The 14,906-nt window shown below is 42.0% G+C and carries 13 protein-coding genes; 9 read left to right on the top strand and 4 right to left on the bottom strand.

All coding sequences use genetic code 11. The features are described from left to right. Positions 1-243: 243 nt before the first annotated feature. From frdA to pulA, 5 genes are all read left to right on the top strand, one after another. Positions 244-2,067 carry a fumarate reductase (quinol) flavoprotein subunit gene (gene frdA / locus AC2VOY_RS07730; RefSeq protein ID WP_491830739.1) on the top strand — a complete coding sequence of 608 codons (1,824 nt, stop codon included), beginning with the start codon at positions 244-246 and terminating at the stop codon, positions 2,065-2,067. Further along, entirely contained in the window at positions 2,067-2,807 is a 741-nt protein-coding gene (locus tag AC2VOY_RS07725) for a succinate dehydrogenase/fumarate reductase iron-sulfur subunit (RefSeq protein WP_491830738.1), read from the top strand. Before frdA ends, AC2VOY_RS07725 begins: the two co-directional genes overlap by 1 nt. Before the next feature lies 1 nt (position 2,808). After that, a complete protein-coding gene (gene frdC / locus AC2VOY_RS07720) occupies positions 2,809-3,192 on the top strand; it encodes a fumarate reductase subunit FrdC (protein ID WP_491830737.1) in 384 nt (127 codons plus the stop codon). A 10-nt stretch (positions 3,193-3,202) separates the two neighbouring features. Then, positions 3,203-3,583 (top strand): fumarate reductase subunit FrdD, encoded by a 381-nt coding sequence (gene frdD / locus AC2VOY_RS07715; protein ID WP_491830736.1) that lies wholly within the window; start codon positions 3,203-3,205, stop codon positions 3,581-3,583. 459 nt (positions 3,584-4,042) lie between these two features. After that, a complete protein-coding gene (gene pulA / locus AC2VOY_RS07710) occupies positions 4,043-7,342 on the top strand; it encodes a pullulanase-type alpha-1,6-glucosidase (RefSeq protein WP_491830735.1) in 3,300 nt (1,099 codons plus the stop codon). 79 nt (positions 7,343-7,421) lie between these two features. Here the strand turns inward: pulA and efp are convergent, their stop codons facing one another. After that, positions 7,422-7,988 (bottom strand): elongation factor P, encoded by a 567-nt coding sequence (efp, locus tag AC2VOY_RS07705; RefSeq protein ID WP_491830734.1) that lies wholly within the window; start codon positions 7,986-7,988, stop codon positions 7,422-7,424. 30 nt (positions 7,989-8,018) lie between these two features. Here efp and epmB point away from each other — a divergent pair, with 30 nt between their 5' ends. Then, complete coding sequence (gene epmB, locus AC2VOY_RS07700; RefSeq protein WP_491830733.1) at positions 8,019-9,062, top strand: EF-P beta-lysylation protein EpmB; 1,044 nt, start codon at positions 8,019-8,021, stop codon at positions 9,060-9,062. Positions 9,063-9,071: 9 nt separating this feature from the next. Here epmB and AC2VOY_RS07695 read toward each other — a convergent pair whose 3' ends face one another. Further along, positions 9,072-9,392, bottom strand: coding sequence for a DUF2442 domain-containing protein (locus AC2VOY_RS07695; RefSeq protein WP_491830731.1), 321 nt, complete (start codon positions 9,390-9,392; stop codon positions 9,072-9,074). Then, positions 9,347-9,607 carry a DUF4160 domain-containing protein gene (locus tag AC2VOY_RS07690; RefSeq protein ID WP_491830730.1) on the bottom strand — a complete coding sequence of 87 codons (261 nt, stop codon included), beginning with the start codon at positions 9,605-9,607 and terminating at the stop codon, positions 9,347-9,349. The genes AC2VOY_RS07695 and AC2VOY_RS07690 overlap by 46 nt, the downstream gene beginning before the upstream one ends. Positions 9,608-9,722: 115 nt before the next feature. Here AC2VOY_RS07690 and AC2VOY_RS07685 point away from each other — a divergent pair, with 115 nt between their 5' ends. Further along, positions 9,723-10,670 (top strand): LysR family transcriptional regulator, encoded by a 948-nt coding sequence (locus AC2VOY_RS07685; RefSeq protein WP_491830729.1) that lies wholly within the window; start codon positions 9,723-9,725, stop codon positions 10,668-10,670. A 97-nt stretch (positions 10,671-10,767) separates the two neighbouring features. Here the strand turns inward: AC2VOY_RS07685 and acuI are convergent, their stop codons facing one another. Next, on the bottom strand, positions 10,768-11,748 hold the full coding sequence (gene acuI, locus AC2VOY_RS07680) for an acrylyl-CoA reductase (NADPH) (protein WP_491830728.1): 981 nt from the start codon (positions 11,746-11,748) through the stop codon (positions 10,768-10,770). A 327-nt stretch (positions 11,749-12,075) separates the two neighbouring features. Between acuI and AC2VOY_RS07675 the strand changes: the two genes are divergently transcribed. Further along, entirely contained in the window at positions 12,076-12,606 is a 531-nt protein-coding gene (locus AC2VOY_RS07675; RefSeq protein WP_491830727.1) for an MgtC/SapB family protein, read from the top strand. Between the two features lie 381 nt (positions 12,607-12,987). Then, complete coding sequence (locus tag AC2VOY_RS07670) at positions 12,988-14,841, top strand: hypothetical protein (RefSeq protein WP_491830726.1); 1,854 nt, start codon at positions 12,988-12,990, stop codon at positions 14,839-14,841. Positions 14,842-14,906 lie beyond the last annotated feature (65 nt).

The following is a 14,906-nucleotide window of genomic DNA, read 5'->3' as shown; positions in this document are numbered from 1 at the left end:
TAGTGTAGATGAGTATAAACTTTTGTAACTAAAAAAATCACCTTTATTTTCATAATAATAACAAGTCTATTTGCACACCAAAAACCTACCTCCAAAAGGGTAAAAATCCGAAAAAAAAGTGCCCTGAATCAATATTTAGGTTTGTTTTATCCGTTACACTTATACACGAAAAATAAAAAATAACATTTCAAATAATGCATATGAAATGAATAAATACATCCTTATACACACTGGAGGATAGCCGTGAAGACTATTACCACTGATATTGCAGTCATTGGCGCGGGTGGTGCAGGTTTACGCTCTGCTATTGCAGCGGCAGAAGCTAACCCTGAGCTAGAAGTTGCGCTCGTTTCAAAAGTTTATCCTATGCGCTCCCACACAGTTGCAGCCGAAGGCGGCTCGGCAGCTGTAGTCAAAGAAGAAGACTCGCTCGACAACCACTTCAATGACACTGTTGGTGGTGGTGACTGGCTATGCGAACAAGACGTTGTGGAATACTTTGTCGAGAACGCGACCCGCGAAATGATCCAAATGGAACAATGGGGTTGCCCTTGGAGCCGTAAAGAAAACGGTGACGTGAACGTGCGTCGTTTCGGCGGCATGAAGGTTGAACGCACTTGGTTTGCGGCAGATAAAACTGGCTTCCACATGCTCCACACCCTCTTCCAAACTTCTATCAAATATTCAAACATCAAACGTTTCGACGAATACTTTGTCGTCGATCTTCTTGTTGTAGAAGGCGAAGTCCAAGGTTTGATCGCAATTCACATGTCAGAAGGCGAATTGGTTGTTATCAAAGCAAAATCTGTTGTCTTGGCAACGGGTGGCGCAGGTCGTGTGTATAACACGAACACCAATGGCGGCATTGTAACCGGTGATGGCATGGCAATGGCATATCGTCATGGCGTGCCACTACGTGATATGGAATTTGTTCAATATCACCCAACTGGTTTACCTGGCACTGGCATCTTGATGACAGAAGGTTGTCGCGGTGAAGGCGGTATTATCGTCAATAAAAACGGCTATCGTTATCTGCAAGATTATGGCATGGGCCCTGAAACGCCAGTCGGTCAGCCGAAGAACAAATATATGGAACTTGGTCCGCGTGACAAGGTTTCACAAGCATTCTGGCATGAGCAGCAAAAAGGCAACACCATTAAGCACCCACTCGGTGATGTGGTGCATCTTGATTTGACTCACCTAGGTGAAGACTATCTGCAAGAGCGTCTGCCATTTATCTGTGAGCTTGCCAAAGCTTATGTGAATGTTGATCCGGCAAAAGAGCCTATCCCAATTCGTCCAACGGTTCACTACACCATGGGCGGGATTGAAACCGATCCTAAATGTGAAACCCGTATCAAAGGCTTATTTGCTGTCGGTGAATGTGCATCTGTTGGTCTACATGGCGCAAACCGTTTAGGTTCGAACTCATTGGCTGAGTTTGTGGTCTTTGGCCGCGTTGCCGGTGAAGGCGCAGCCGATCGCGCAAAAACTTTCCAAGGTTGGGATGATAAGGCTATCGAAGCGCAAGTGAAAGCTGTGCAAGATCGCATTGACACCTTAATGAGCCAAGAAGGTGATGAAAACTGGGCAGATATCCGCACTGAAATGGGTCACACCATGGAAGCCGGTTGTGGTATCTATCGCCGTGAAGATTTGATCCAAGAAACGATCGAAAAACTCGCTGAGCTCAAAGAGCGTTATAAGCGTATTAGCATTAAAGATAAAGGCCAAGTCTTTAACACTGATCTGCTCTATGCAATCGAAGTGGGTTATGGCCTAGATGTGGCGCAAGCTATGGCTGAATCTGCGATTTTACGTCGTGAGTCACGTGGTGCGCACCAACGTTTAGATGATGGTTGTACTGAGCGTGATGATGTGAACTTCTTGAAACATACGCTTTCTTTCTATCAAGAAGATGCGCGTCCAAACATCGATTATAGCCCAGTCAAAATTACCAAGTCGCAGCCTGAAGCGCGTCTATATGGCGCAGCCGCAGAAGAAGCTGCCGCAGCCAAACAAGCCGCAGCAGAAGCCGCAGAAAACGCTACGAAGGAGAACAACTAATGGCAGAACAACGCATTCAAAAAGTTCATATTCTTCGTTATAACCCAGAAGTCGATAATGAACCGCATCTGCAAGACTTTGATGTGCCATGTGATGACACCACCTCTGTGCTGGATGCTATTGGTTATATCAAAGACAACTTAGATAAAGACTTAGCTTATCGCTGGTCTTGTCGTATGGCGATTTGCGGCTCATGCGGCATGATGGTCAATGGCGTGCCAAAACTTGCATGTAAGAGTTTCTTACGTGACTACCCTGATGGCGTGACGCTTGAACCACTAGCGAACTTCCCAATCGAAAAAGACTTAATTGTTGATATGACGCCATTTATTGAGCGCCTTGAAGCGATTAAACCTTATATCATTGGCAATGATCGCACGCCTGAAGATGGCACCAACACGCAAACCCCAGAGCAAATGGCAAAATACAAACAATTTGCTGGTTGCATCAACTGTGGTCTTTGCTACGCAGCATGTCCGCAATTTGGCTTAAACCCTGAGTTTATCGGCCCTGCAGCGCTTACTCTTGCACACCGTTATAACCTAGATAACCGTGATAATGGTAAAGCTGAGCGTATGAAAATGATCAACAGTGAAAACGGCGCTTGGGGTTGTACCTTCGTTGGTTATTGCTCTGAAGTCTGTCCAAAACATGTTGATCCAGCAGCTGCGGTAAACCAAGGCAAAGTTGAATCTTCAATGGATTTTGTGATTTCAATGTTTAAGTCAGAGGAGATCTAAGATGAGCAAACGTAAACCTTATGTTCGCCCAGTGGAGCGCAATTGGTGGAGCAAGCATAGCTTCTACCGTTTTTACATGTTACGTGAAGCAACAGTGCTACCTTTGATCCTCTTCACCTTGTTCTTAACCTTTGGCTTAGGCTGTTTGGTGAAAGGCCCAGAAGCTTGGGATGCATGGCTAAACTTTATGGCAAACCCTGTGATTGTGCTGATTAATGTTGTGGCACTGGCTGGGAGTCTGTTCCACGCACAAACTTTCTTTAGCATGATGCCGCAAGTTATGCCGATTAAAATCAAAGGCAAAGCGGTAGAGAAAAAAGCTATCGTTGGCGCACAATGGGCAGCAGTTGCCGTGATTTCTATTATCGTTTTACTCATCGTCTAAGGAGCAAGTGATGACGAATCAAAAGCATACAATTGATCAAAATCCAAAACGCTCTGAAGAGCCAATCTGGTGGACATTATTTGGCGCAGGTGGCACTTGGTTTGCCATGATCACGCCAATCACTGTTTTAGTTCTAGGCATTTTGATCCCTATGGGAATTATCGATGCCGATGCACTAAGCTATGATCGCGTGGCAACTTTTGCGGGACGCTTTTTAGGTGGTTTATTTATCATCCTAAGCATTGCGCTACCAATTTGGCATGCGATGCACCGTGTGCACCATGGTATGCATGACTTAAAATTCCATGTTGGCACAACAGGTAAGGTGATCTGTTATTTCATTGCAGGTTTTTTAAGCCTACTTTCAGTTATTTTTGTGTTTATGGTGTAAGCACTTAAAATAATAAATAAAAATGGCGCTGGGTAGTTATTCTACTTTAGCGCCTTTTTTGTATCTTAAATATTATTTCTACGCCCCTCACCTACGCCCATAGATTTATTTAAGATATCCCGGTCGAATTAAAATATAATCTTTTGCTTCAATAACATCTGATATTTTTTGATTTTAACCATCCTCCCCTCGTTTAATTTCTACGCCTTTTACCTAAGCCTTAAGAATTTACCCGCTCAATTTCTCATTACTCGATAAGCCTCTCAAAAAAGAGATGTCATTCATCCTTCTCATCCATACAAATCAATCACTTAATAAATAACTGAACAAGTACAACCACTTCATCACAAATCTCATCCTGAATAAAAATCAAACAAAAATATATACTCATAAGCTTAAATGCCACGTGCATATAACAATAAAACCCCTGCTCATATTTTTATCTACAAGGATATTAAAATGAAATCCAATACATTAAGAAACAAAAGAATCTGGCTACCCATATTCAGTTTAGTGATTATTTCAGGCTGTAATGATGATTCAGATCCGTACTCTATCGATATAGAAACTGACAACCAAGCCCCTGTATTTACTGTTGATCTACCGGAAACAACAGGGCCTGCCGCGCGCTTGGTGGCAAGTGATGAAATTTCAGATCCGCTCTCTCCAAACTCAGGCGAGGCGATTATTTATTTTGTCGATAACGGCGGGAAAGATTATTCGCAATATAGTCTGTATACATGGAATGATGCTAACTGCGATGCCAGTGATGCATCTTGGATCAAAGATTGGAACGATCAATCGAACACGCCGACCGCGCAAGATGAGTTTGGTGCCTACTGGCGTTTACCTCTTAGCCCAACTAGTGAGCAAAACTGCGTCAATGTGATTCTTCGCGATCAAAGCGTAAATAATTTATTAGGCTCAGATGGACGGGTAGATTTATCCGATAACCAAGCGAGTGCTTCATTTATCCAAGGCAATGGCTCGCCATATGCAACAAGAGCTGAAGCCTATCAACAACTTGTTGGAATCGCGAACGCAAAAGCGCATTTATTATCTGGCTATAAGCTCGCATGGATGGATGCTCCGAGTGGCGCGGATGAATATCGCCTTTATGTCTCTTGGGAAGATGGCGCAAGCTTTGATCAAAACAATCAATATATCCAACCTTATGCTGTGCTTAAGCCCTCAGAACTCACCGCAGAAGAAGCTGCGCGCCAACCGCAAGTTGCCCAAAATAGCTTAGCTTTTGCGATTGACTCAAGCATCAATATGAAAAATGCCGTCAAGGCGCAACTCTATGCGATTGCGGTTGACGATGAGGGTTATATTTTATCTGGCACCCAAGTCCAGACAGCAAATAGCCTAGATGATCTTTTTGCCAGCAGCGCACAATCTGCCACTTTTGGCGCGACGATTTTAGATGACACTGGCACTCGTTTTAATCTTTGGGCACCCTCTGCTCTAAATGTTGAGCTCGTCTTATTTGATCAAGATAAGAATGAGAAAGATAAAATTCAAATGGATTATCAAGAAGATAGCGGTATATGGTCACTCACAACAGATAAAGCGCAAAGTGGTGATTATTATCTTTATGATATAAATGTGTTCCACCCGTCTTCGAAGAAGTTTGAAACCTATCAAGTCACAGATCCTTACTCTCTTAGTTTGGCAACGGACTCTCGATACAGCCAAGTTGTTGATTTAGATTCAGAGGCATTAAAACCTGAAGGTTGGGATGATTTAGAACGTCCAATTGCTCAAGATAATCCTGCTGATTTTATTATTTATGAATCACATATCAGAGACTTTAGTAGCCTAGATCCAACAATTAAAGCGCCTTACCAAGGTAAATATCTTGCGTTTACTCAATCACAATCAACACCGGTCAAACACCTTAAAGAGTTAAGTGAAAGTGGTGTGACGCATTTACACTTGTTGCCAATTTTTGACATTGCCACCATTAATGAATCCGCGCAAAATCAAGTCAATATCACGGAAGCTTTTTCACGTCTATGCGAGGTAAACCCTGATGTAGCCAAGAGTGAATTTGCAACTTACTGCGATTCAGGGCAAAGCATTCAAGCGGTGCTTGCGCAATTAGCAGAAACAGACTCCCCTGAGAATAACCAAGTCCAAGCGCTGCAAGCTTATATTTCTCAAACCGATGGCTTCAACTGGGGCTATGATCCATTCCATTACACTGTACCAGAAGGCTCTTATTCAACCGAGCCAGAAGGCAGCCAGCGTATCTTGGAAACAAGACAAATGGTGCAAGCGATCAAGCAAGATATTGGCATGAATGTGGTGATGGATGTGGTGTACAACCATACCAATAGTGCTGGTCCAACATCGGATACCTCTGTGCTCGACAAAATAGTGCCTTGGTATTATAACCGCCTCAACCCTATTACTGGGATTGTGGAGAACTCAACCTGCTGTTCAAATACCGCCCCAGAGCATCAAATGATGGCAAAATTAATCAAAGACTCACTCGTTGTTTGGGCAAGGGATTATAAAATTGATGCATTTCGTTTTGATTTAATGGCGCATCATCCACTGGCACAAATCCAAGAGTCATTAGCTGAAGTGCAAAAAGTTGACCCGAGTGTTTATTTTTATGGCGAAGGTTGGAATTTTGGAGAGGTCGCAGATGATGCTTTATTCACTCAAGCATCGCAAGCAAACTTAGCAGGTACTGGCATAGGTAGTTTTTCCGATCGCTTACGTGATGCAGTGCGTGGTGGAAGCCCATTTGATACACAAGAAAGCATCCGAAAAAATCAAGGTTTTGGCAATGGTGCCTATGTTGATCCAAATGAAATAGCAGATGTGAGTAAGGAAAGTGCCTTACATCTGGCTGATCTGGTTCGCCTTGGGATGGCGGGTAACTTAAAAGATTTTCAGTTTATTGATTCAACCGACAATCTGATTAAAGGTGAGCAACTTGATTACAATGGTCAAGCTGCAGGTTATGCGCAAGATCCATCAGAAATCCAAAACTATGTCTCTAAACATGATAACCAAACCTTGTGGGACAATAACCAATACAAAATCGACTACAGCACCCCTATAGAAACCAGAGTGAGAATCCAAGCCGTGTCACTTGCAACAGCCATGCTTGGGCAAGGTGTTCCTTTTACCCATATGGGATCTGAACTGCTTCGCTCTAAATCAATGCAACGTGATTCTTATGATTCTGGCGATTGGTATAACAAAGTTGATTTTGGCTTAGAAGATAATAACTGGGATAAAGGCTTACCGCGCTTTGATAAAGATGGTGAAAACTATGCATTGATACAAGAAGTAATTGATAATAATGCAGAAATGGCTGTTCCAGAGCAATCTCAGATGCAAACTATGGTGAGCTATTATCAAGATCTTGCCAAGCTTAGAAAGACTTATCCATTATTACGTTTAGGCAAAGGTGAAGAAGTGATTCAAAGACTCGCCTTCCATAATACGGGTAGTCAACAAGTGCCTGGCGTCATCATTATGAGTGTTGATAACGGTAGTCAAGTTTCAGATTTGGATCCAAACCTAGATGGCTTAATCGTCGCAATCAATGCAACGCCAGATGCGATTAATTTTACACTGCCAAGTGATGGTTTTAGTGTAAGCCCTGTTTATCAATCTGATCTTGCAACTGATGTGATGATTGATGGAAATCAACTTGAACTGCCAGCATGGACCCCAGCCGTTTTAATTTTAGAAAGGGATGGTGTACGCGGGGAGGGTATTCCTGCATCTAACTAGTTAAATTCTAATGAAAAAATAAAGCCCTCGCATCTTTACTTCATGCGAGGGCTTTATAATCAATCAGCAAGTAAATAAATTACTTCACACGACCAACATATTCGCCAGTACGTGTATCAACTTTGATCACTTCACCGATAGAGATAAATAGAGGTACGCGAACCACAGCGCCAGTGCTTAGCGTTGCTGGTTTACCGCCAGTACCTTGCGTATCACCTTTTAGGCCAGGATCTGTATCTGTTACTTCAAGCTCAACAAAGTTTGGTGGCGTAACCGCGATTGGGTTGCCGTTCCAAAGCGTGATCATACAAGTGTTGTTTTCAACCAACCATTTTGCGCTATCACCTACAGCGCTAACTTCAGCACCGATTTGCTCGAATGTTTCAGCATTCATGAAGTGGTAGAATTCGCCATCTGTGTAAAGATAATCAAGATCGATATCCATTACATCTGCAACTTCTACTGTTTCGCCAGACTTGAATGTTTTCTCTAGCGTTTTGCCCGAAAGCAGTTTACGAATCTTAACGCGGTTGAACGCCTGACCTTTACCCGGTTTCACATACTCATTTTCGAGAATGACACACGGCTCATTATCAAGCATAATCTTAAGGCCGCCTTTGAATTCATTGGTGCTAACAGTTGCCATTTTTTCCTCTATATTTTCGAGTTGATTTTCATGTCCAATATCATACCCCAAAAAGCGCTTTTAGTTGAACAAAAGTATTCAAAAGAAGCCACTTGGCAGCAAGAATTAGCACAATCGGTGAGCGATCCACTCGTTTTACTCGATATGTTGCAAATTGACCAAGCCCCTTTTTTGGAGTCTGCAAAAGCAAGACGACTGTTTGCGATGCGTGTGCCGCGCCCTTTTATTGCCAAAATGAAGCACCAAGATCCAAACGATCCTCTTTTGCGCCAAGTCTTACCGCTTTCGCAAGAGTTTGAAATTCATGAAGGTTATTCAACCGATCCGCTCGATGAACAAGATGCGGCTGTACCTGGGCTGCTTCATAAGTATAAATCACGTTGCTTATTAATCGTTAAAGGCGGCTGCGCGGTGAATTGCCGTTATTGTTTTCGCCGTCATTTCCCATATCAAGAAAACAAGGGCAACAAAGCAAACTGGAAACAAGCCATTGATTATATTTGGGCTAAGCCTGAAATTAATGAAGTAATCTTATCCGGTGGCGATCCGTTAATGGCAAAAGATCATGAGTTAGCATGGTTAGTGGCAGAGATTGAGAAGATTGCGCATATCAAAACCTTACGTATTCATACTCGCTTGCCTGTGGTGATCCCAAGTCGAATCACTCAAGACTTGTGCAAGCTATTAAGCCAAACTCGCTTGCAAGTGGTTTTGGTTACCCATATCAATCATGCAAATGAAATTGATAAGGAGTTAAGCCAAGCGATGGACTTACTTAAGCATGCTGGCGTGACTTTGCTCAATCAAAGCGTACTTTTAAAAGGAGTCAATGATGATGTGGATGCACTTCAAAAACTCAGTGAAGCGCTCTTTACTGCGGGGATTTTACCTTATTATTTGCACCTGTTAGATAAGGTCCAAGGCGCGGCGCATTTTTATGTCTCAGATGACAAAGCATGCAGCTTAATTGCGGACTTGCTCACGCGTGTCTCTGGCTATTTAGTGCCAAAACTCACCCGTGAAGTTGGCGGTAAGGCAAGCAAAACACCGATAGATTTGGGGCTTTCTAACTAATAGTTTTAATCAATATAAATGACACTCGCCAGTGCGCTTTATCTCATCATAAATGGCTTTTGGATCAATATCTAAATCATTTTCCCAAGTTAAAGCGCCATATTCGATATACACTTTTTCAAACAGCTTAGGTTCATTTAAAGCCTTCAAAACACCAGCAAACCAACTCGGATGAAAAAAAACTTTACCTTGCTTGTTATCTTTAAAGCTTACCAATAAAGTTTTTATCTCTTCACCTTGAAGCACCGTCACTTGGTTAATGTGCCAAGGGATGAGTGATGCTGTTAACTCAGTGGTGGTATTTTGTGTGGGCTTTGTTTGGCTTTGCATAACTCCCAATCCTCTAATAATTCATCTCTATGCTCTGACGCCCATTCCAAAACCATAGCTTTGGCTCTTTTGGGAAACTGACCTTCCAATATTTCAAGTGTACTCAGATTAACTAGGATTTCAAATTCCGCATATTTAGCATGAAAATGTGGGGGATTATGATCGCTAAAATACATATAGATCAAAATTCCGTAAAATTCACTAATACATGGCATAATAAAAGCTCCCTTAACTTTTCTTTGTCTACCTTTAAGTATTTTTTAGCATTAGAAAATGGACAAATATTGAAGCGGGAATCTTCTTGATAATCTTATAAATAAGAATCTAATTATGGAACTTGATGACATTTATCGCCGAGATCTGAACCTCTTGGTCGCGCTACATATACTCATGGAAGAAAAAAGCGTCAGCCGTGCAGCGGCGCGTTTGAACTTGAGCCAGTCTGCGATGAGCCGAGTGCTTGGCCGTTTGCGTGAATTATTTGATGATCCCTTATTTGTGCGCCAAGGCATAGGACTTGTGCCAACGCCCAAAGCCGTAGAACTTCAAAAGTCTTTGAAAGCGCCGCTTGAGTCGATGCGCGATATACTTTCGCCGCAAGCCTTTGATCCAAAAAGCTGTCATCAAAAGTTTTATATTGCGACAACAGATTACGCGATGCAGACCATATTGCCTTATGCATTGCCAAGAATTTATAGCGAAGCGCCAAATATCAAGCTTGAATTTCAACCTTTGCACCATCCACAAATTCATTGCCAACTCACGACTTATTCTGATTTTGCGATTTGTCGCCCGGCTGGGTTTGAAAATGATTTAAACCAGAAAATGTTAGGTAAAGTCGGTGTCTTTTGTTTGCTTTCGAAAAATCATCCACTGGCGAAAGAGCCGCTAAGCTTAGAAACTTATTTGCAAAGCCCTCATGCGATGATTGCAATTAGTGATGGCGTGAAGGATTTACTCGACAAAGCGATTGGGGATGCGAAAAAGCCGAATATTATTTTGCGCGCGTATCATTTAGAAGCGGCATTAGCGATAGTTGATAAACTTGAAGATGAGCAGCAATTGATTATTACAGTGCCAGCAGATTTGGCTTATTTGGTAGCGAAAAAGCATAACTTAGTCGTGAAAGCCCTGCCTTTTGAGTTTAACGCCTTTGATTATGCATTGATCTGGCATCAAAGAGTTGAAAACCATGCGCCACACTTATGGCTCAAGGATATTTTAATCAGTGAGTGCTGCGCCTTAATAGAGCAAAGAGAGAGGTTAATGGCCTTGTAGGGAACTAAAAATACCGATAAAAAAACCACCCCATGAATCATCATTAGAGTGGTTTAAGAATATATGTCGAGATCTCAACTGGGATCTTTAGCCTAGATTAAAGCTTAACGACTGTACGTCCAGTCACTTGGCCTTTAATAATGTCTTGCGCAAATTTGACTGCATCTTCTAAATTGATTTCAGTACATGCTGAGTCAAAATAGCTCGCAGGTAGGATTTCAGTTAGTTTATCCCAAGCTGCCTGACGACGCTCTTGTGGACAATAAACAGAATCAACACCTTGCAGACGAACGTTACGTAGAATAAATGGCATCACGTTGGTTGGTAGATCAAAACCACCAGCCAGACCACATGCAGCAACTGTGCTGTCATAATCCATTTGAGTTAATACTTTAGCTAGTAGCTTGCTACCGACAGTATCAACAGCGCCAGCCCATTGTTGTTTTTCAAGTGGGCGAGAAAGATCTTCAAACTCACTACGCTCAAGAATGCGTGTTGCGCCAAGAGATTTAAGTAGCTCACCGTTAACACTTGCACGACCAGTTACCGCAGCAACTTTATAACCTAGGGTCGAGAGTAAAGACACAGCTACGCTACCTACGCCACCACTTGCACCAGTGACAAGGATTTCACCAGACTCAGGTTTTACGCCACCATCGATCAAAGCTTGCACGCAAAGCATAGCGGTAAAGCCTGCTGTACCAACCATCATGGCTTGTTTTGCATCGATTTTTTCTGGTTGCTTAACTAGCCATTCTGATTTTAGACGTGCTTTTTGTGCAAGGCCGCCCCAATGGACTTCACCTACACCCCAACCAGTTAGCACAACTTTGTCACCAACTTGGAATTTATCACTCTCAGACTCAAGCACTGTGCCAGAAAGATCAATCCCCGGAACCATAGGGAACTGACGAACCACAGGGCCTGCACCTGTAATAGCTAAGCCATCTTTATAGTTAATAGAAGAGTAATCAACGGCTACTAATACGTCACCTTCTGGTAACTGGGCTTCGTCAACAGACTCAATACTAGCAATGGTACGTTTTTCTTCTTGGTTTAAAACGAGAGCTTGAAACATAATAAATCCTCAATTTAGCGAATGAGTGTGATTCAATGTCAACCAATACCCAAACTGCAAGGGCATATTGAATCAATGACATTGATTATAGAGTGGTTTAATCAAAAAAAATAATGAAAAGTACGCATAAGGTTTATGTGTTTATTGCATATTGTTTTAAAAACCAATGCATTTTAATAATATAATACCTTTGACCTAGATAAGCAAAATCCCTTCTTCTGAAGATAAAAAAATATCATCACCATTTCCCTATCATTTCTCTTGTTTTGGGTTATGCTGCGATCTCTAAATACTCCTATTCTCTTGAACTAACTCTAATCCAAAGCGATGAATATTAAGCTGCAACTAATTGAATTTTTAAATATTTCACCATTTAACTGGACGGCTCTGATCACTTGCGCCTTTAATGGCACCTTGATTGGTCTTGAGCGTCAGTTGCGTGGCAAACCTGTTGGCATTCGCACCGCCATTTTAATTATTTCAGGAACTTACTTGTTCATGGCAATGGCTGCCTCGCTCTCACCTTATTCCCAAGATCATGCTCGCGTGCTTGGGCAAATTATCACAGGTGTGGGCTTTTTAGGCGCAGGCGTGATGATGACCTTAGATGGCAAAATCCACGGCGTAACATCAGCTGCGGTGATCTGGTTGTTGGCAGGTTTAGGTCTAATGATAGGTTTAGGCCATGAATCTCAATCGATCATCTTTACGATATTAACCTTAGGTATTTTATTAGGGGTCGATAAAATCGAGCGCAGTTTTCAAAGTTTACGTCGCGGGGTTCATCAAGGCTTAAAACGACGCCGTTTAACACGTACGCGTAAATTACGAAGTCGCTCTGAATCTAGTGAAGATTAAATATATTTAAACCAGTAATTAAAGCCCACCTTTGGTTACTGGCGCTTTGCGAGCCACTTCACGAAAATATAAAATGGTGTTAGAAATTTTTTATGTTAACAAACATAAGTACAGGCTACCCGTTAAAAACAAAGCATTCACAACGTGAATATTAAAACGAGAATATAAGCACCCAGTTAACATTTTCATGTCATTTTCATGCAAACGCTTAATTTTTATTCTGCTACATGTTAACAAAAATAAAACCACCCTATTTGTAGGTGAATATCTGCCATGCTATTTTAAGGACCTCTCTTAGGACTTGGCGACAGCTTACTCTCATCAACTTGCTTTTAGCCTTGCCCACATATCTCACTTTATTTTTAACTTTTTGAGGTTCCTGTGAAAAAAGCACTTCTTCCTTTACTTGTTGGCGCACTACTTGCTGGTTGCGGCGGTAGCGATGGTCCTGATTACAACGGTAATTCAAACACTGGCGGTGGCGATAACAACGGCGATGGTGATATCACTGCTGTATTGCTTGATACTAACCCAGTTATGGGCGCAGATTTTTCTTGTGATACTGGTGAAACAGGCACAACCAATAATATTGGTCAGTTCAAGGTTGATGACGGCGCAATTTGTGAATTCACATTAGACGGTTATTCAATTGGTTCAAACACTGCGCCAATTAGCTCTGATAACACTGTCGTCACGCCATTTGGCTTAGAGCAAACTGCATCTGTCATGCGTATGATCAAAGCATCAGGCATCACAGCTGAGCAGTTTGCAGCCAACATCTCTGCACTTTTAAATTCTATCGACTTAAATAAGTCAGATGACATGATTGATACAACCAGTGCCGATGGTGAAAGCTTAAGCTCTGCTAACCCTCTTTCTGCTATTTCAGATGAAGTTTTTGCAGCTGCGATGGCTGAAGTTAAAATCAAAAATACTGACGGCACAACGGCGGATTTACCAGAAGCTGATATTGTACTGCCAAGTGAGGCAAGCGATGCTTTAAGCGCCGTTTATGATAGCGAAAATGTTAATTACATCATTGCAGATCTGAATGATATTTTAACTGGTGATGTGGCAGATATTAATATCCAAGACAAATTGGAAGAATACCGCAACTTACTTGAAGCAGACGATGGTAGTAATGGCTATCAGCAAGATGCTGTTTCGGCGCTTTTAGAAATTGCTGAAATCGTTAACGAACCAGCGGTGACAGATCGCATTGATATTACGGGTACTGACTACACAGAAATGCTTGCAAAAGTACTTGATTATGCTCGCAACCCTACCTTAGAACTGGTATCAGAAGGTCCTTTAGGCACAACCGATGATGTCTCTGAATTGCTTACTGAAGAAGCTGCTCGCCTAATTGCTGCAAGTGAAAAACTAGCCAAAGCTATGCCTGGTGAAGGGTATAGCATTAAATTTACCGATGGCTCGCAAGAAAAAGAATTTACTTATCAAGATAGTCTTGCTACGCGTACAGCAGCATTGGCATCAGCAAGTATGATGTACTTTACTGCGGCTTATAATGCAGCTGACGATACTTATTATACCGCTGTAGAGAAAAAGTTTGAGAATGTTACCGCTTATCAGTTTAATTCAGATAAGACAATGACAGGAACAGTCACATCAGTAGCATCCCCCGTCTCTTATGATGTGAAATCTTGGGTTGAAGATCCTCAACTGCTTACCTTCCGTAGCAATGCAAGTGAACTGTTATCAAATGCTAAAGAAACTTTAATCAGTGCCGGTGATACTTTTGACTCTCTTGATTTGGTTGCCCTTGGCATGACACAAGAAGATGCAGACCAAGTAGAAGAAACCATCACCAACATTGAAGATCACTTAGCAGATGAAGACTCGGTTTATACTGAGCAAATTGAAGATGACGTTATCTTCCATCTCAATCTACATAATATCTTCAGCACAGACAAAGGTATCGACCGTAGTGACCTAGATTTATCTGCCTCTTACTCTTGTCCAACTGATAATGTTGCTGAATATGACGTCGATTACTCTTATATGGTGAACGGAACGGCCTGTAAGTCTGAAAGCCCTTCAGATCGTACAGATCTCCATATTTGGACAGTTGATGGTATCGAATACTATTTACAAGGCGTATGGGGTGATGAAACCTTAGACGTTGCCCCAATTCAAGGCTCTGATTTCGATAATGCTTTATGGTGTACCAATAATGCAGGTGAAACCTTAGACTGCTTTGCGGATGAAGAATAAAATTAATCAATAACTAATTGATGATAAAATAACGAGGATCCCCTAGCTAAGCTTATGCTTGTTGG

The sequence above is a fragment of the Vibrio sp. KMM 9700 genome (assembly GCF_058545285.1).
The sequence above is the reverse complement of the archived record's forward strand: the minus strand, read 5'-3'. Positions and strand labels throughout refer to the sequence as shown.

Coding starts and splice junctions, on each gene's coding strand:
- frdD (WP_491830736.1), top strand. CDS start 3,203: ATGACGAATCAAAAGCATACAATTGATCAAAATCCAAAACGCTCTGAA.
- AC2VOY_RS07725 (WP_491830738.1), top strand. CDS start 2,067: ATGGCAGAACAACGCATTCAAAAAGTTCATATTCTTCGTTATAACCCA.
- pulA (WP_491830735.1), top strand. CDS start 4,043: ATGAAATCCAATACATTAAGAAACAAAAGAATCTGGCTACCCATATTC.
- AC2VOY_RS07685 (WP_491830729.1), top strand. CDS start 9,723: ATGGAACTTGATGACATTTATCGCCGAGATCTGAACCTCTTGGTCGCG.
- acuI (WP_491830728.1), bottom strand. CDS start 11,748: ATGTTTCAAGCTCTCGTTTTAAACCAAGAAGAAAAACGTACCATTGCT.
- frdC (WP_491830737.1), top strand. CDS start 2,809: ATGAGCAAACGTAAACCTTATGTTCGCCCAGTGGAGCGCAATTGGTGG.
- epmB (WP_491830733.1), top strand. CDS start 8,019: ATGTCCAATATCATACCCCAAAAAGCGCTTTTAGTTGAACAAAAGTAT.
- AC2VOY_RS07690 (WP_491830730.1), bottom strand. CDS start 9,607: ATGCCATGTATTAGTGAATTTTACGGAATTTTGATCTATATGTATTTT.
- AC2VOY_RS07675 (WP_491830727.1), top strand. CDS start 12,076: ATGAATATTAAGCTGCAACTAATTGAATTTTTAAATATTTCACCATTT.
- efp (WP_491830734.1), bottom strand. CDS start 7,988: ATGGCAACTGTTAGCACCAATGAATTCAAAGGCGGCCTTAAGATTATG.
- AC2VOY_RS07695 (WP_491830731.1), bottom strand. CDS start 9,392: ATGCAAAGCCAAACAAAGCCCACACAAAATACCACCACTGAGTTAACA.